The sequence below is a fragment of the Geminocystis sp. CENA526 genome (genome assembly GCF_050753365.1).
GTDB lineage: Bacteria > Cyanobacteriota > Cyanobacteriia > Cyanobacteriales > Cyanobacteriaceae > Geminocystis.
The window spans coordinates 24260-43121 of the sequence record NZ_JBLZFY010000029.1 but is presented as its reverse complement, the minus strand read 5'-3'; the positions used below and the strand labels follow the sequence as shown (position 1 = coordinate 43121).

The following is an 18862-nucleotide window of genomic DNA, read 5'->3' as shown; positions in this document are numbered from 1 at the left end:
AAAAATGCAATTGTTATAAATTAACAGTTTGAATTTAACCTAATACCTGATACCTGATACCTATTAAAATTTTACCCATGAGTGCGTAACGTCAGTTATTAATTTATTAATTAATGATCTTTCTTAAATTATGACAAAAATCAGGAGAGAAAAATTTGATTTGTAGTTGTTGCCATTGTTGCCATTTATTTACTTTATCCTCTACAATTAAATTATGTAAATTATTAAGTTTCTTTAACCATTTATTACCTATTACTTCTGTTAAATGATCTTGTAAACAAAGATTATCTTGAATTTCTCCTAAAATTTCCTGTACTTGCACAATAAAGCCTAAATATTCTTGATATTCTTCGGGATAAAATTCTGTAAATAATTCTAGTTGATAACGAGTTTTTTTTGCTTCTTTTCTTAGTTTATGTAAACTTTCTCCTTGCTGATTAATTAATAAATTAATCTTTTTTTCTGATAAGTTTTCTTGAATTTGTATAACTCCATTTTCATCAATATTTGTACCAACTAACCATCCTGATTGTAAAAAAAATCGACTTATTTGAGGTAATAATAAATCTGGTAAAACATTCTTGATATTTTGCAGTGCGATCGAACTAAATCGAGGATTATCTAACCAAGACAATAAATCTTCTTTGAGATGTTGATATTTTTTGCTAGTTAAAATAGTTATTAAATTGTTCGTATTAGAGTCTAAATTTGATTCACTCATTTTATGAATAATTTTACCAACTAAAACACTTTCTTCCTCTAAAGATTTATGATGAAATTTGTTTTCTAAATTAATTTTAAGAATGTCTAAATCTCTTTGTTTGCCCAAAATTCGGGCAAGATAACTTATTTTTTTATCCGTAATACTTGATGGTATAATAATTACGATCGAAAAAACACTTAAAACACTTCTTAGTCTGCGCATCCCGACTCGAATTTGATGTAAATTTTCGGGATCATTTTCTGTTAAGATTTTTTCTTCATACTTAACAATTTTTTTAGTCTGTTTAGCTATGGCATTAAAAGCAAAATCAGCTAAAGTAACAGGATTATCTTTAATCTTGAAATTATACATAAGTTTGATTCAGTTCCATAAAGATTCATCTTTTTATTCCATTGTAACGTCAGTTCAAGATAAAATTCGGACTAAATGATTTTTTATTTATTACCTATTACCTATTACCCATTACCTATTACCTATTACCTATTACCTATTACTTTTTTAAATCAGTAAAATTATAGTGTATCCTAGTTTATCGATTACCAATAAAGCATAAAGCATTAGGATTATTAGGGCAGAATTGTCGAGAAACAGGATTATTATGAATATATAATTTCCTCAAACTTTCTAATTCCCATAATGGTTCAATATTGGCATCAGTGATACTATTACTGTTAATAGATAATTCTTCTAAATTTTTTAAAGCAATTAACGGACTTAAATTAGAGATTTCATTTTTGTCTAAATATAACTCTTTTAAATTGGTTAATTTACTCAGAGGAGTTAAATCAGAAATTTTATTTTCTTTAGCATATAATTCTTCTAAATTACTTAAATTTTCTAAGGGTTTTAAGTCACTAATATTATTTTGATTGATATAGAGAGTTTTGAGTTTAGTTAAATTTTCTAAAGGTTTTATATCCTCGATTTTATTATCACTAATATACAGTTTTTCTAAATTAGTTAAAGACTCAAGGGGAGTTATATCCGATATTTGATTATGCCCTAAAATCAATTTTTTAAGATTAGTCATGGGTTTTAAAGCACTAATATCAATAATTTCGTTATCGTATAAAGTTAACTCCGAGAGATTGACAAAACTATTAAAAGGGCGTAAATCAGTAATTCCTTGACTGCTAATATTAATGCTAAATACCTTCGGTGCAATTTCTGCGACTTGTTGACAATTTTCGACTCTCAAGGCTTTGACAATGGCGTTAATCGTTTTTTGGGTTGCGGAAGGCACGGATTCTTCTTGGCTACACCAATCACTAAAATTATTGATAGTGACGGTATTTTGGGCAAGGGTTTTATGTTGAATAAAAGTAGTTGCTAATATTCCTATCATTAAACTAGATTTAAAAAGAGACATTGTGTTCACTCCCACTATAAAATCTTTACTATCATACCTTGAGTTCAATAGAGATAGACTATATTTAGTAAAACAAGGGTTGAAGTGCTATACGGGTTGAATATTATTCAAACCCTACAAACTAATAAGAATGTCTAACATAAAAATTATACTTTAGACTAACGTTATAAGTAGTGTTTTTTAGCCAAAATTTATCGTTTAGATACACTACTGGTAGTGTAATTTTTCATTTAGTCTAAAGTACAGTAAAAAATGATGAATATGATAGGGAAACTAGAAGACTAGGAAAAAATTTTAATTCTTAATTCTGCATTCTTAATTCTTAATTCTTAATTCTTAATTCTTAATTCTTTAATTCTGCATTCATGTTCACTATTTCTTGGAAAAACGCTAAGATGAATGTTAAGTTTTATAAAGATAGAGGTTAAATAAATGTTAGAACTATATCAATTTGAATTATGCCCTTTTTGTGAAAAAGTTAGGTTAATTCTTGATTACAAGGGATTGGAGTATAAAAAAATTGAAGTTACTCCGGGTATTGGACAAATTGAAGTATTTAAAGTATCAGGACAAAAACAAGTTCCTGTGTTAAAAGATGGTGATACATTTATTGCAGATTCCACAGAAATCGCTTTATATTTAGATAGTAAATACCCCGAAAAACCCTTAATTCCTGCCGAGGGCGTGGCTAGGGCGCAGTGTTTATTGATGGAAGAATGGGCTGATGATTCTTTGGCGTTGAAGGCGCGTAAGGCTTTTATGGGTGCTTTAAATCATTATCCTAGTTTCCGTACTTCTTTTCTACCGAAAAATACTCCTGATATTTTGAAAACTTTTGTCAGCGCTTTTCCTTCGGAAATTTTTAATGCTATCGGTATGGGACTTACTTTTGGTACTGATGTACTTAAAATAGGGGAAAAAGGTTTAAAAAAGGATTTAGAGTCTTTAACTTTAATTCTGCAAAATCAACCTTATTTAATTGGTGATAAAATCACTTTAGCTGATTTAACGGTTTCTGCTTTGACGACTATTGTTAAGTTTCCTCCCGTTGCTTATTTTGATTTACCTATTGATTTGGAGGGTAAAGGCATCCCCGGTGTGGGTGATAGTGGTGTTTATGATGTCTTTTTTACATGGCGCGATCGAATTTATGCTGATTATCGTCAACCTGTGGACAAGTCTAATAGTAATAATTTTAACTCCGATGGGGGCAATCAACCCACTTCGATCGAAATAGAATAACGAATTAACAATTAATAATTAACAATTAACAATTAACAATTAACAATTAACAATTAACAATTAATAATTATTCACTATTCACCATCCATTACTTGAGCAAATATTAAATTAATCAGGAATACTGGGGATTATTTTCTTAAAGACTTTAGCATAGAAAGGAGAAAAGATAAATGAAATCATTATAAATATAAGAGGTTATAATCGTATGTTAGAAAAGAAACAAGATTTAATTAGTTTGCAACGTCAAGTAACCAAGCTATATCATACGGTAAAAAAATTAGGGGAATATATCGGGTGGGATGAAATTAATCATCTTTTGTCAGAGGATTCTAATGTTATCTCTAATTATCATCAAGAGAAAAAAAGTCATGGCAATTTAACCTTAATTCGCCCTTCTTGTGATCATAAACCGACAAATAACTTTGATTCTGATGAAGATATTTTAATCGATGATGGTTCTATTTATGCAGATTTGTCTTCCCATTCTCCTATTGATAGTAATATTTCCTGTGAAGAACAAGTATATCGTTTAACTGCCCAGTTAACTGCTGCCTATCATCGCATTGCTTCTTTAGAAGATCAATTGTTCGCTATTCGTAACACTGTAGAAACGAGAAATAATGGCTTCTATCATGCTCAATAATTCTTCTTTAGTGATACCTAATAAATGAGATGCCATAGCGCTTCCTCCAGCGCCTACTCCTTCTTTAACGAATCCTTGTTCAAATACTTGTAAACTAGGATAACGAGAAAGGCTAAAATTCAAATCCGTGGCGCATAGGGGAATATTTCCAATAATTTTACTTAATCCTATGGTATCTCCTGTGGTATCTTCTGCCACCCAACGGGTAGTGCCAATAATAATATTGTCGAGGTTAGCTTTATAATCATATTGTTGATTGAGGGCTTGAATGAGGGCAAAAACTGCTAACATTTGTGTACCTCCTGCTAACATTACCCCTGTTTGTTTACTCGCCGAAATAGCCATAGATGCGACTACTATTTGCATAGGATCACCAATGGCAGATATAATTTCTAAAGCATCAGATTCGATCGAAAGGTTCGCATTAGCTAAACCCTGTTGTACAATCTCCCATTTTTGTTGATGATTGCAGATAGGATGACTACTGTTTACTTTGCCATCAGCTTGTTTTCCTAAAGCAGTAAGTAAGGCTAAAGCTGTGGTTGTGCCTCCGACTACGCATTCGCTTAGAATAACATAGTTCGATCGTTCACTTTTCGATCGAGCTTTTTGTGCCAACAATTCTCCCCAATGTAAACCTTGTTGATGTAAATGTTTAACCGTAGATAAAGGTAAGGCTTTCCCCGTAGAAACACAATCAGCAGGTTTTCCACCTAAATCAATAACAGACACCGAAGGTTGCTGTAATAAACCACTATTGAAAACATAGACAGGTAAATTAAACCTTTCAATAACGGCACGACTGATAAAAGTAGGAGAAACCCCTACCGCAAGAGGAGGTAAAGGAAAAACAGCATTACTATTAACCCCATTAACTAAAAATTCTGCATCAGCTAAAGCAGTATAACGCCGAGACTCAGGAGTTTTTCCCGCCGTAGAAATTCCCTCCAATAAAGCAGTGTTAGTGAATCCTAAAGTGCAAGTGAAGATAGGCAAACAACCCGAATATTTCTCTAACCATTGCCTCCCCTTGTCAATTTCTGTATAAATTTTAATATCACTGTCTTTAAAATAGATCATTATATATAAATTAATCGCTTTAGCTGATTTTAACTATTAGCTTTGCCAGTTTATTGCAAAGCGAGTTATTTTAACTTTATCATCTTGCTAGGAGATTAATGAGTCCAAACCATTATCCCAACGTGTAATAAATCGAGCAGCGTTGCGAGGCACGAAGCAATCTGACGTCTAATAGATACAATTCAATAAATTGAACTAAATTTCCAAAAAAAAATATCATAGTTTTTCATAATAACGGACGGCTATACTAATTAAAATTTAAAATGTTTAATTTTTTCTTCAATTTTATCAATTTGTTGCAATAAATCAAATTTTTTAGAACTAGAATAGGTTGTCTTTAATTCTTCCATTAAAACTTTTCTTTTTTGTTGTAAATTATCTAAAGTATTGCCTGATTTTTTCTGACTTTCTAAAGCAGGTTGAATAACTTTTTTTAATTGCTTTAATTCATGTTCTATTTCAATATTAGCCCATTGGTATTGCCAACTTAACTCAGGTGATGTTAGTTCCATTATGGCTTGATTATACAATTCTTGTTCAACTATTTTTTCTTCTACTCTGAAGTAAATTTCTGCAAAAGACTCTTTCGGAGAATCATCATTTAAGATTTTAGTAATGCCATAAATTCCTAAGCCTAAAATCCCCCCTGATAACGCCATTGTACCTAATCCGATACCAAAAGCAGTACCCCCAATACCTAATCCAACTCCTCCAATAGAATTATATACGGTTGCCCCACCTAAAACTCCTAAAGTTGTCGCTACATAAGCATCCTTACCTCCCTGTAAACCGCCATATAATGCCGAACCTGCGATCGAACCTACTACTGCCATAGTGCCTAAACCTAAGCCAACACCTCCAAAACCTCCCACTAAACCAATACCACCAATAGTAGAATAGGTGTAAGCTCCAGCTAAAGCTCCTCCTAGGGGAAATAATACGTTTGTTTGTGTCATAATAAAGAATTAAGAATTAAGAATTAAGAATTAAGAATTAAGAATTAAAAATTACAGCCTAATCTATTGAGTATTTTAAGCAAAAACTACAGTACGATTTCCATAAACTAAAACTCGATGTTGTAAGTGTAATCTTACCCCTCTAGCTAAAACAATTTTTTCTAAATCTTTGCCTTTTCTAATTAAATCTTCTACGGTATCTCGATGACTAATTTTAACCACATCCTGCTCAATAATTGGTCCTGCATCTAAATCTTGAGTTACATAATGGGCGGTTGCCCCGATAATTTTAACCCCTCGACTGTAGGCTTGATGATAAGGTTTTGCACCAATAAAAGCTGGTAAAAAAGAGTGATGAATATTAATTACATTCGGAAATTCTTTAATAAAATCAGAGCTTAAAACCTGCATATATTTTGCCAAAATAACTAAATCTATATCAGCTTTTTTTAACAATTCTAACTGTTTTAATTCTTGTTCTTTTTTGTTATCTTTATTAATAGGTAAATAGTGATATTCTATGGCAAATTGTTCAGCAATTTTCGCTAATTTTTCGTGGTTACTAATAATTAAACCGACTTTAACTTTTAATTCTTTCGCCTGAATACGCCATAATAAATCATATAAACAATGATCTTGTTGACTTACCCAGATTGCTACCTTCGGTATAGTGTCAGAAAAATGTAGTTGCCAACTTGCTTGTAAGGGTTGTGCGATCGAACTAAAAGCCGCACCTATTAACTCTCTTGGTAAATTAAAACCTTGTAATTGCCATTCAATACGAGACAGAAATAAACCTGCTTCCATGTCTGTATGATGATCAGCATGAATGATATTACCGCCATTAGAATAGATAAAATTAGCGATTTTTGCGACTAAACCTTGTTGATCAGGACAAGATACCAGTAAAGTAGCAGTATCTAAACTCATAATTAGTGAATAATGGACAAGTGGATAGATGGAGGAAGGAGAGGGGGAAGAGAGGGAAGAGGGGGAAAACAACAAATGATGATTATTTTCTGGTGAGGGAGGGCTTAATATATTAAGCCCCTAGTTACTCATTATTCATTTTAAAGTTGGCTAGAATCAAGACTTTGCGCTTCTTCGGTGGTAGTGGGTAGATGTAAACCGCATTCTTGTTTTACCCCATGAAAGCGAGTGTCTCTTTCATTATCATCATCGGCAGTTAGTGGGCGACTGGAATGCCAATCCCCTACGGATACATAACCTCGATCGAAATAGGGATGATAGGGTAAGTTATATTTAGTCAAATATTCATAAATATCTTTGGAAGTCCATCTAAGTATAGGTAAAATCTTATACTGTTGCCCTTGTCTATTGACAAAATTCAATTGTTGTCTATAGTCGGTTTGATTTTGTCTTAAACCTGCTAACCATGCCTTCGCATTTAACTCTTTTAATGCCCTTTGCATGGGTTCAACTTTCCTAATTCGATCGTACAGATTTAAAGATTCAATATCTTTGTTTTGCCAAATCTTACCATGAATCGCCTCCATTCTCGCAGGAGACAAATCCGATTGATAGACTTTGAGATTAAGATTCAGCCTTTGAGTTAACTCCTCCGCAAAAAGATAAGTTTCCTTCGGTAAATATCCCGTATCAATCCAAATCACTGGAATATTAGGAATAACTAAGGTGACTAAATGCAACATCACCGCCGCTTGAATGCCAAAACTGGTACTTATCACTAAATTATGGCTAAATTCTTGATCCGCCCATGCTATAATGTCTTGAGCATTAGCTACTGCAAGGTTATCATTAATCGCCTTAAGATCGAGATGACGATGAGAAATGGGATACACAGACTTAACAGACGAATTTTCTTGAGATGATGTTAACTTAGTTTCTAGCACTTCGATGGACTTTCCAGATAGAGGTTAAAATTAATTTTCAGACACAGACAATATTATACTAACTTAATGAGTCTATGATAGTTAATTCTACCTGTCCACCTGTCCACCTGTCCACCTGTCTCTTTTTCCCCTATCACGAATGTTGGGCTTGATAATAGTCTCTCGTGCCTTTAGCCGACATGGCTTCATTTAAGCGGTTTAAGGCATGAATATAACCTGCTGTGCGAGGAGAAACCCCCATTTTTTGAGCAATATCCCACATTGCTTCAGCTTCCTCAATCATTCTGACTTTTAACCTTTCTTGCACTTCCGTTAAACTCCAATATAAGCCGTTGCGGTTTTGTACCCACTCAAAATAACTAACGGTTACACCTCCTGCATTGACTAAAATATCAGGAAAAACAGAAATACCCTTAGACTCTAAAATTTTATCTGCTGAAGAAGTAATAGGACCATTTGCAACTTCAAATATATACTTAGCTTTGATTTTATCAGCGTTATCTTCGGTAATTTGTTTTTCTAACGCCGCAGGAATTAAAACATCCACATCAAGGGTTAATAGTTGCTCATTGGTGATGACTTCATGTTCTACAATATTGCAAACGCTATCTTTACAATAAACTCCTGTTACGGTGGGATGATTTTTTTTATATTGACGAATACTAGGAATATCTAAGCCTTGACTGGAATAAATGCCCCCTTGGGAGTCACTCACGGCAACAACTTTATAACCTGCTTTTGCTAACAATTCGGCGACTTCCGCCCCCGCATTACCGAATCCTTGCACTGCGATCGAAGTTTTTTCAGGAATTTGGTTATACTTAGCTAGGATGGTATTAATGACATAATAAGCACCTGTAGCGGTTGCGGTATCCCTTCCCTTGCTACCTCCCATAGTTTGAGGTTTTCCCGTGACAACCCCCGGAGAAATGCGACGGCGAATGATACTATATTGATCCATCATCCACCCCATGATCATCTCATTAGTATAAACATCGGGGGCTAATATGTCTATATCCGGTCCGATAAAATCGGCGATGGCTTCGATGTAACCCCGACTCAATCTTTCTAATTCTGCTTTGGATAATTCTTTGGGATTGACGGTAATACCACCTTTCGCACCGCCAAAGGGCAAATTCAACAAGGCACATTTAAACGTCATCCAAAACGCTAGGGATTGTACCTCATCCAAACATACAGATGGATGATAACGTACTCCGCCCTTACCCGGTCCTCTGGTATCATCGTAGCGCACCCGATAGCCTTGAAAAATTTTTAATGAACCGTCATCCATACGCACGGGAATCGACACGCTAATACTAGCTTTAGGATATTTTAGCCTTGAAAAAGCATCCTCGGAAATCGAGACATATTTTAATGCTTCTTCTAATCTGACATTGGCATCGGCTAATAGAGACATGGACATAATTTTAAGCTCCTTATAATCCTATCTCTATTTAATCATGTTTCGGGTTCGATCGAGCCTAACTCAGTTACGGTAAAATTCTCTGGTTTAGGTATTGGGGTATTGGGCATTCTTCATTCTTCATTCTTCATTCATTAGTGTTTTTTGAATGCTAAGGTGACGTTATGCCCACCAAAACCGAAGGAGTTAGATAAGGCAACTTCTACTTTTACCTCACGGCTTTCATTAGCTACATAGTCCAAATCGCATTCGGGATCGGGATTTTGTAAGTTAATTGTAGGGGGTACTCGATCGTGATAAATCGCTAATACCGTAGCCACTGCTTCAATACCTCCAGAACCACCTAGAAGGTGACCTGTCATGGATTTAGTCGAACTAACGACAATTTTGTGGGCGTTGTCTCCTAAAGCCCGTTTAATGGCTTTTGTCTCTGTAGTATCATTTGCAGAAGTACTTGTACCATGAGCGTTGACGTAGCTAATTTGATCCGGGGTTAAGTTAGCGTCTTTTAAGGCTAATTCGATCGCCTTTGTCGCCCCTGAGCCTTCGGGTACGGGAGATGTCATGTGGTAAGCATCGCAAGTCATACCATAACCCACCATCTCAGCGTAAATTCTTGCACCCCGTGCGATCGCGCTTTCTCTTTCTTCTAAGATAAGGATACCAGCACCTTCACCCATCACAAAGCCATCTCGATCGACATCAAAAGGACGACTAGCAGTCTCTGGGCTATCATTACGAGTGGATAAAGCCTTAGCTGAAGCAAAACCTGCCATAGCCAAAGGAGTAATAGCCGCTTCTGTGCCACCGCAAATCATGGCTTTAGCATAGCCTCCTTGAATGAGACGAAAAGCATCCCCAATGGCATTAGAACCAGCCGCACAAGCCGTTACAGCACAGGAATTGGGTCCTTTTGCCCCTACATGGATAGCGGTTAAACCAGCCGCCATATTAGAAATCATGGTGGGTACAAGGAAGGGAGTCACTCGTCCGGGTCCTTTTGTAAGTAATACTTCGTTTTGTTCTTCCATTACTTTCAATCCACCTACACCAGTACCAATGACGATACCCACATCATCAGCATTATCATCATTGATGACTAAATTGGCATCTTTGAGAGCGTCTATACTAGCGGCTACGGCAAATTGAGAAAATCGAGCCATACGCTTGGCTTCTTTACGATCCATGTAGGACAATGGATCAAAATCCTTTACTTCCCCTGCAATTTTACAAGCATGATCCTTGGTATCAAAACAAGTTATCATACCAATACCGTTGCGTCCTTCTTTTAATCCTGTCCAATAGGATTCCAAAGTGTTACCGATGGGAGTTATAGCGCCCATTCCTGTAACTACAACTCTTTTTAGTTGTCCATTACTCATAATTTTCTAAAAATAAGTATATATATAAGCTCTTAATAATAGACATAATTAGTGATAGAGAAAGGTGTTAGCTATTCGCTATTTAATTTATTTTGGTAATGCAATATCTTTACCAATAAACTTTATCCCTGAGAAATTATGCCTTTAATCAGTTAATTTAGATAAATTTTTAGGGTTTTTGAAAAACTATTTTCTTTGTTTTTATATCTTCTTTTCTATTCCTTAAGAAAACAGTCTTCATGGGAGGTATGGAAATCAAGAAAAAATAGTTCATTAGTATTTATTTTTTGAAATATTATTCTCTTGTCTTCCATTGTTATCCTTCGATTTTTTATATTTTAAGATTAGGCAACCGCTTGAGTTTTCGCTTCAATATGGCTGACAGCTTCTCCTACGGTGGTGATTTTTTCAGCTTCTTCATCGGAAATTTCGATCTCGAAAGCCTCTTCTAAAGCCATAACTAATTCCACAACATCGAGAGAATCAGCATCTAAATCATTAACAAAATTGGCTTCAGGGGTTACGCTTTCAGCACTAACATCTAATTGTTCAACTACGATTTCCTGTACTTTTTCTAATATTTCTTGGTTCATATTTCTTTTAATATCGATTTTAATTATTAAATCCGTTTGTTATTTTGACTTAAATAGGTAACAAAAATCAAGACGGACTATTTTATCGTTTCTTAGTTTACATTTTTTTGGTCACTATCCATGATCAATTTGAATGAAGAATGAGGAATGAAGAATTAAAGGTGTCGATCGACAAAACACCGTGTAATAAATTACACCTCTAATAGTTTCTCGTTCAATTTATTGAACTCTGAATTTTTGATTAAAAACTATTCACTATTAACTATTCACTATTCACTATCCACTACTTTAAGCTAGGGCGGGAGATTTTTGATCGACTAAACTTTTAATAGATTGTAAGAATTTTTGCTCAATATAAGGCTTGGTAAAATAGGCATTTGCCCCTAAATGGGTGGCTAATTTACGGTGTTTGTCGTTACTACGAGAGGTTAACATCGCTACGGGAATTTTATTTAACTCAGGATAGCGTCTTCTTTGTCCTAAAAACTCAAATCCGTTCATATTGGGCATTTCAATATCACAAATTACTAAACTAACATTAGAACTTTGTTGTAACTGTTCGAGAGCATCTTTACCGTCTTTAGCCTGAATGACTCGATAACCTGCTTTTTCCAAAGATAGTGCAAGGGTTCGTCTCATGGCGGCACTGTCATCAACTACTAACACAGAAGCCACTTGAAAAGCACTCACGGGGGGAGCGGTAAATGATTGACTCTGACTGAGAGCGCCCATACCCTGACGATTAATACGACTAGAGGGATTCATGGCTTCAAGGAAGTTAGCCAATAAAATTGCGGTGTTGATAACGGGGATTAATGTACCATCCCCTAAGATTGTACAACCATAGCTGTAACTAGGGGCAGTTAAGGCATTACCAAAGGGTTTAATAACCAATTCTTGCTCACTAACTAGATTCTCAACTTCGATCGCAAATAATTCTTGCCCTAAACTGATAAGCAATAAGGGATGATTCCAGTCTTTAGGAGTTGGTAAGACTTCTAAGGCTTGGCTGACAATGGGATTTTCGGCGACATAGCAACGATATTCCAATAAGTCACTTAAGGGATAAATCGGTACTACTTTATTTTCATAGTATAGAAATCTTTTGTTACCAGAGGTTTTCAATTCGTGTTCTTCGGGTACAATGATTTCTTGAATATTATCGGAGGGGAGGGCGTAAAAATGACTATTCGCAGATAATACCAATAATTTGTCGATCGTGAGGGTAAGAGGTAATCTTAAGGTAAAGGTAGTGCCAACTCCTGCTTCGGAGTCCACTGATATTGTACCTTTGAGCGATCGAAGTTGAGAACGAACAATATCTAAACCGACACCACGCCCTGAAATTTCTGTGACGGCGGCGGCGGTAGAAAAACCGGGTTCAAAAATCAAATCGAGTAAATTATCTTTAGTTGTCACCGCTAATTGTTCAGGAGTTAACATTTGACGCTCAATGGCTTTTTGTCCAATTTTGTTTAAGTTTAAACCGCCTCCATCGTCTTTGATTTCGATAATGGTTTGGTTGCCTTGATGATAGGCTTTCACTTCGATAACCCCTGTTTCTGGTTTACCTCTTTGTTTGCGCACTTCTGGGGTTTCGATACCGTGATCGAAACCATTACGGATCAAGTGTACTAAGGGATCATATAATTTTTCGAGGGCGGCTTTATCAACTAATACGCTAGTACCGCTTAACTTGAGGTTAACTTTTTTGTTGTATTTTACTGACAAGTCTCGTAGAACACGGGGGAAACGATTTAATACTTCTCCCAAAGGAAGCATTCTCGCCCACATCAACTCATCTCGCATACGATTGAGCATTTGGCGTTGATTTTCCACCGTTTGCCCTGATTGCCCTGCATACAAAGCAATATCATCCACTGCCTCTTCTAATTGAATCATTTGTTCAATTAAGCCTTGGGTGAGATAGTACATATTATCGTAACTATCCATCTCTAAAGAGTCGAAAGCGGAGGTTAAATTAAATTCCCCTTCATCGGGAATGGTAAAGGGTAGGTTAGAATTTTGATTACTTCTGCCATTACTACCTCGGAATTTGTCGGGAGAAGCCACCATTTTATCGGATAAATCCCGTAAATTATTTGCTAGTTGTTGAAAGCGCATAAATCTTTCTAACAATTCTTTGACGGAAGTTTGCAGTTTATCGTTTTGGAGAGATAACCCGTTACGGTTAATGGATAATTCCCCGATAAGGTTATTCATTCTTTCTAAACGCTCTAAGTCCACTCTTACGGTTAAATTAGTTTTAGCAGAATTAGCAGGAGTGGGGGTTTTGATTTCTGGAGTAGTTTTTTCTACTTTTTTAGCTTTGCGATTCTGACTACCCTTAATTTGCTCAGGAGTTTTTAAACCGGGTAACTTTTGGTAAACATCCCCGATCGATCTTACCACTTCATTTAATTCATCAGGAGTGGTGGATTCTTCTCGATTGATTTTACTAAGAATATCTCCTAAACTGGCTTGTTGATCAAAGGTTTTTTCTAGTTCGATCGAATCTTGTAGATTATCCGTCACATTTTCTTCCTTATCGGGTACATCTTCGTTGACAGGCACATCTTGGGGTATTGGAGTAGTTTCTTCATTGCCTTGAACTTCGGGTTTCACCTCATCGGTAAAAACCTCACTCAAGAAGGGGAAAAGGGTATCTGTATCATCTTTTTGTTTCCCTTGATTAAGGGCAGTAATGTCCACATTAGAGAAAACTTCACTCAGAGAGGGTAAAACCGCATCATCCTCGTTTTTGTCTTCCATTTCCTCTAACTGATCAATAACAGACATATCAACATTAGAAAATACTTCACTTAAAGAAGGGAAAACTCCATTATTTTCTTGAGTTTCTCCTTCCCCAATTTCTTCATCAATAACCGACATATCCACATCAGAAAATACCTGACTTAAGGAAGGTAAATCCATATTATCATTATCTTTTTGCTCTGGTACTTCTTCAATTTCTTGATTGATAATAGACATATCCACATTAGAAAAGACTTGACTCAGAGATGGTAAATCAATATTATCGTCTTCTTTTTCTTCTTCCATATCATCAATTACTGACATATCCATATTAGAGAAAACTTCACTCAAAGAGGCAGTATCTTCTTCCTGAGTATTTTGAGGCTCATTTTCTTCCAAAGAAGGCATATCTTCACTAGCGAAAACATCACTTAAAGAGGGAATTGTCACGTTTTTATCCTCTTCTAAAGCCAACTCTGAGGCTTTGGCTAAAAGTTCGATTTCTTCCTCACTAAATTCTGACGCAAAGATTTCCTCTAAGTCAGGGATATTATCATTTTGATCATCATCTTCTATAGCTTGACGAATCGCCTCCATTTGAGCAGTATCGAAACTAACGTTAAAGACATCATCAAGGGAAGGGATATTACTATGAGTTTGTCTATCTTCATCACTGAGGGTAAATAATTCATCGTTGGTGGAAGCAATATCTCCGAAAACATCATTTAAGGCTTGTTGATTAGCGTTATCTTCTTCTGTGTCTAAAACGAATATTTCTTCGTGGTGATCTTCTAAAGGTACATTTGTTTGGGCAAATTGTCTTAATTCTTGGCTTGGTGTGCCTCCAGTAGTTCGATCGCCCCCTAGCACTAAATCCCTTGCATTATCAGCATCTCGAATAATAGTTTCAATGATAGCTAGGGCATGGTGAGGATTTTTTTCAATGGCGGTTAAGCCTAATTTGGCAATTTCTGCAAACCCCGGCAACACTAACATTTCTCCAAAACCTGAGAATACCTCAAGGGTGGCTCGTAATTCTCCTGCTAGGGGTTGTGCTGTGGGATTTTTGATGACATCTTTTAAACGTTGTAATTCTTCTTGAACATCCACTTCAAACATGGATTGTACAATATCCACTCCCAAGTCAGAAGATGAGGGAATGTAATCATCAACTCGATCGAGCGCCGTGCCTAGCTTACCATTAAGTCTTGCCCAAATTTCATTAGCGGTAGCTAAAGTTTCTTGGGGGTTATAACTACCTGTTTCGATTTGTTGAGTTAAGGCATTTTTTAAGCAATCAAAACCATCTAACAATAAACCCTCTAGCTCATCATCTAATTCGATGTTAGGATCATAAAGTACTTTGAAAGCGTCTTCTAATTGGTGTGAAATTGTCTTAATTGCTTCTAAACCAACACTTGCCGAGCCTCCCTTGAGGGAATGAGCCGCCCTCATAATCTCATGAATTTTAGCGGTACTTCGATCGTCCTTGAGAGTTAACAAGCCATTTTCGATCATTTCTAACAATTCTGGTGCTTCTTCCACAAAGAAACTGTAGGATTGATCCGAAGTGTCGATAGCTTCTTCTGTATTTTCTTCTATGACAGGCTGTGAAGTTGCTTCTCCTGCTAAAGCTAATAACTCTGTACTAGGTTCTCCCCCAGACTCTCGATCGCCTTCCATTACTAGATTTTGAGCAATTTCTAAATTACTAATAAAGGCTTGAGTAATTGCTGTAATTTCTGATGGACTATATTCAAGGGCTTTTCGTGCTGTTTCACAAATAGCGACAAAACCGGGTAAAGCCAACATTTCTCCAAAACCAGAAAAGACATCAATCTGCATAGAAACCAAGTCTTGCATCTCGTCTTCGTTACCTTGATTTAAGGCTTCCTGTAAAGTTGCGATACCTTCTACCACATCCACCTCAAAAATCGAAGTAGCAATATCGATACCCAAATCACTGGAGGAAGGCAAAAATTCTTCAGATTTAGCGATTTCTTCGCCGTATTGTGCCTCAAACTCCGCCCAAAGCTCATTAATAGAATCTAACGCCGTTTTTTCATCAAAACTTTGATTTTCCAATCTAGCCACAAGGGGTTGACGCAGTAACTGATACACCTGACGAATGTAGGCTTTCCGCTCATCATCAAGGGGAATATCCTCATTAAATAAGGCTTTCAAACTCTTTTCTACCCTTAAGGCAATATTACCTAAATCTTCTAAACCTGCACTTCTCGCCCCTCCTTTTAAGGAATGGGCTGCCCGTGCCACTTCGTTAACCTCATTAATATCTCTGGTTTCTAGGGCATTTTCTAAACCGTTATCGATAAGGGCAATCAAGTCCACTGCTTCTTCGATATAAAATTCGTAGGCTTGGGCTTGTAACTCTTTTTGTTGTTGAGATACACCATCATCTTCGCTAAATATGTTATCTTCAAAACCATCGGTATTAAAATCTAAATCCTCAAATTCCGAGCTATTTTCTGGTTGATTATAGTCACCAAAATTATCAACTAAATTAGCAAAGTCTAAATTATTTTCTCCTTCGTTATAGTTATTAATATCATCAATTAAATCACTAAATTCTAAGGTATTTTCTTCTTGGTTATCATTAACTAAAGCAGCAAAATCTACAGTATTTTCTTCTTGATTTTCATTAACTAAATCAGCAAAATCTACAGTATTTTCTTCTTGATTTTCGTTAATTAAATCAGTAAAATCTACAGTATTTTCTATCTGTTCAAAATCATTAACTTCATTAACTAAATTTCCAAATTCTGCTATTTTTTCTTCTTCATCAAAGTCCTGAAAACCATCTATTAAATCAACAAATTCGGGTGGATTTTCGTCTTGATTCATTTCGTAATTTTCTGCAACGGAAGCAAAATCGAAATTTTCTGACTCTAAATCATTATTTCCCTCAAAATTTTCATCTTGTTCTCTTATCTCTTCAAAATTATCACTTTCTGTAGAACTGGTGATGTTTTCTTGGTACTCTGTCTCTTCTATTAATTCACTAAAATCAAGGGTTGAATTTTTACTGTCGTTAACATCGGTTAATCCTGCTAATTCTAATAGGGTAGCACAAGGTTGACCTCCTTGATCTCGATCGCCCTCTAGCACTTGTTGTCGGGCTTCTGTTAAGTCATTAATGAGATGGGAGGTGATTTGTTGAATGCGATGGGGATAGTTTTGAATAGCTAAAGATACTGTATCAGCGATAGCTTTTAAACCAGATAAATTAGTCATTTCGCTAAAGCCAACTAACATTTCTAGCTGTAATGTAACCTCATTTTGCAATTCAATAATCGGTAAATTATTCAGGCTTTCTCTTAATTGTTCGATCGATTGTAAAACATCAACTTCAAATAAAGATTCTACTAAATCCACCCCTAAATCAGCAGAAGAAGGGAGATAATCATTAACTTGAATATGTCCTAATTTTTGTCCTAATTTATCCCAAACAATACTTGCATTTTCTTCCCATTCTGGTTGATAACTTCCTGTTTCAATTTGTTCGTTGAGGGCATTTTTTAAACAGTCGAAACCATCTAATAAATAGGTTTCTAATTCATCATCCACTACCACACTTTCATCGAATAAGGCTTTGATATAATCTTCTAATTTGTGGGAAATATTTTTGATACCTTCTAAACCGACACTAGCCGCCCCTCCTTTAATGGAATGTGCCGATCGCATCATATCATTCACTTTTGAGATGTTTTTGTCATTTTTGACACTCAATAATCCGCTTTCGAGGTTATGCAATAAATCTGGTACTTCGGCGATGAAAAATTGATAACTAGGATCGTCTATATTAAAAGTAACTTGATAATTTTCCGCTAACTGTTCAATAACGTTCATTTCGACATGAGCGCTGGTGTCTTCTGCAAGGGTAAGTAAGGCAGAGCAAGGGCTTCCGCCTTCGGTTCGATCGCCCATTAAGACTGCATCCCGACTTTTATCTAAATCTTGAATAAATAATGTGGCAATGGTGACGGCTTTTTGGGGGTGTTTGTCTAAGGCTTGTTGAGTGATGCTTGTAAGTAAAGAAAATCCTGATAAGTTAACAAACTCTGACAATCCCGTTAAAATATCGAGGGATTCTTGTAACTCTTGTACGGGTTCAAAACTTTCGGGAGAGGCGACTAAACCTTTCAAACGGCGGATTTCTTGGGCTACATCCACTTCAAAGATAGATGCAATCATGTCGATACCTAAATCTTCGGAGGAGGGAAGATAGTTTTCTACTTGTTTAAGGGCGTTTCCTAGTTTGGCTTCTAGCCTCTGCCATACCTCATCTGCCCTTGTTTGGGCTTGTTTTCGATCGAAATTCCCCGTTTCTAATTGTTCTCTTAAGGGTATCGCTAAACAATCAAAACCTGCTAAAAATAAATCTTCTAACTCCGTATCAACTACCAAATCCTCATTATACAGGGCTTTCAAATAGTCTTCTAACTTATGGGCAATATTCTTAATGCCTTTTAAACCAACACTAGCCGAGCCACCTTTGATGGAATGTGCCGATCGCATCATACTATGAACCCTAGCAGTGCTTTTATCTTCTCGCAAATTAAGTAAGCCATTTTCTATTTCTTGTAAATATTCAGGTACTTCGTCAACGAACAATTGATATGCAGGATTCAAGGGATTCATAGCAACCATCAGATTTTTTACTCTGGAATAATTTATAGTCTATCTCTTAGTTTAACAATACATTCTACAAAGTCATAAATAATATTTTTCTTTTTTGATATTTTTTTGATATATTTAATTTGCTCCCCATAGTTTTATACAATCATTGATAGCAATTTCA

12 protein-coding genes are annotated in these 18862 nt (G+C 35.8%); 2 read left to right on the top strand and 10 right to left on the bottom strand.

Translation table 11 applies throughout. The features are described from left to right. Positions 1 to 106: 106 nt before the first annotated feature. The gene (locus tag ACN4EE_RS10215) at positions 107 to 1075 is read right to left on the bottom strand and encodes a CHAD domain-containing protein (RefSeq protein ID WP_431706335.1); all 969 of its coding nucleotides are present in this window, start codon (positions 1073 to 1075) and stop codon (positions 107 to 109) included. 178 nt (positions 1076 to 1253) lie between these two features. Next, a complete protein-coding gene (locus ACN4EE_RS10210) occupies positions 1254 to 2093 on the bottom strand; it encodes a leucine-rich repeat domain-containing protein (protein WP_431706334.1) in 840 nt (279 codons plus the stop codon). A gap of 432 nt (positions 2094 to 2525) precedes the next feature. Between ACN4EE_RS10210 and ACN4EE_RS10205 the strand changes: the two genes are divergently transcribed. Both ACN4EE_RS10205 and ACN4EE_RS10200 read left to right on the top strand, forming a co-directional pair. Beyond that, positions 2526 to 3335 (top strand): glutathione S-transferase family protein, encoded by an 810-nt coding sequence (locus ACN4EE_RS10205; RefSeq protein WP_431706333.1) that lies wholly within the window; start codon positions 2526 to 2528, stop codon positions 3333 to 3335. A 205-nt stretch (positions 3336 to 3540) separates the two neighbouring features. After that, the gene (locus ACN4EE_RS10200; protein ID WP_431706332.1) at positions 3541 to 3978 is read left to right on the top strand and encodes a hypothetical protein; all 438 of its coding nucleotides are present in this window, start codon (positions 3541 to 3543) and stop codon (positions 3976 to 3978) included. Here the strand turns inward: ACN4EE_RS10200 and cobT are convergent. The 8 genes from cobT to ACN4EE_RS10160 form a co-directional block, all read right to left on the bottom strand. Then, positions 3907 to 5058 carry a nicotinate mononucleotide-dependent phosphoribosyltransferase CobT gene (gene cobT / locus ACN4EE_RS10195; RefSeq protein ID WP_431706331.1) on the bottom strand — a complete coding sequence of 384 codons (1152 nt, stop codon included), beginning with the start codon at positions 5056 to 5058 and terminating at the stop codon, positions 3907 to 3909. The two genes, ACN4EE_RS10200 and cobT, sit on opposite strands and share 72 nt — an antisense overlap. A 251-nt stretch (positions 5059 to 5309) precedes the next feature. Continuing rightward, positions 5310 to 6014 carry a hypothetical protein gene (locus ACN4EE_RS10190; RefSeq protein WP_431706330.1) on the bottom strand — a complete coding sequence of 235 codons (705 nt, stop codon included), beginning with the start codon at positions 6012 to 6014 and terminating at the stop codon, positions 5310 to 5312. 75 nt (positions 6015 to 6089) lie between these two features. Beyond that, complete coding sequence (purU, locus tag ACN4EE_RS10185) at positions 6090 to 6944, bottom strand: formyltetrahydrofolate deformylase (protein WP_431706329.1); 855 nt, start codon at positions 6942 to 6944, stop codon at positions 6090 to 6092. 140 nt (positions 6945 to 7084) lie between these two features. Continuing rightward, positions 7085 to 7837 (bottom strand): phosphoadenosine phosphosulfate reductase, encoded by a 753-nt coding sequence (cysH, locus tag ACN4EE_RS10180; RefSeq protein ID WP_431706339.1) that lies wholly within the window; start codon positions 7835 to 7837, stop codon positions 7085 to 7087. A 184-nt stretch (positions 7838 to 8021) separates the two neighbouring features. Continuing rightward, positions 8022 to 9314, bottom strand: coding sequence for a Glu/Leu/Phe/Val family dehydrogenase (locus ACN4EE_RS10175; RefSeq protein ID WP_431706328.1), 1293 nt, complete (start codon positions 9312 to 9314; stop codon positions 8022 to 8024). A gap of 134 nt (positions 9315 to 9448) precedes the next feature. Then, positions 9449 to 10696: a beta-ketoacyl-ACP synthase II gene (gene fabF, locus ACN4EE_RS10170; RefSeq protein ID WP_431706327.1), complete on the bottom strand. Its 1248-nt coding sequence runs from the start codon at positions 10694 to 10696 to the stop codon at positions 9449 to 9451. A 344-nt stretch (positions 10697 to 11040) separates the two neighbouring features. Then, complete coding sequence (gene acpP, locus ACN4EE_RS10165) at positions 11041 to 11289, bottom strand: acyl carrier protein (RefSeq protein WP_431706326.1); 249 nt, start codon at positions 11287 to 11289, stop codon at positions 11041 to 11043. 288 nt (positions 11290 to 11577) lie between these two features. After that, positions 11578 to 18702 carry a hybrid sensor histidine kinase/response regulator gene (locus tag ACN4EE_RS10160; protein WP_431706338.1) on the bottom strand — a complete coding sequence of 2375 codons (7125 nt, stop codon included), beginning with the start codon at positions 18700 to 18702 and terminating at the stop codon, positions 11578 to 11580. Positions 18703 to 18862: the final 160 nt, after the last annotated feature.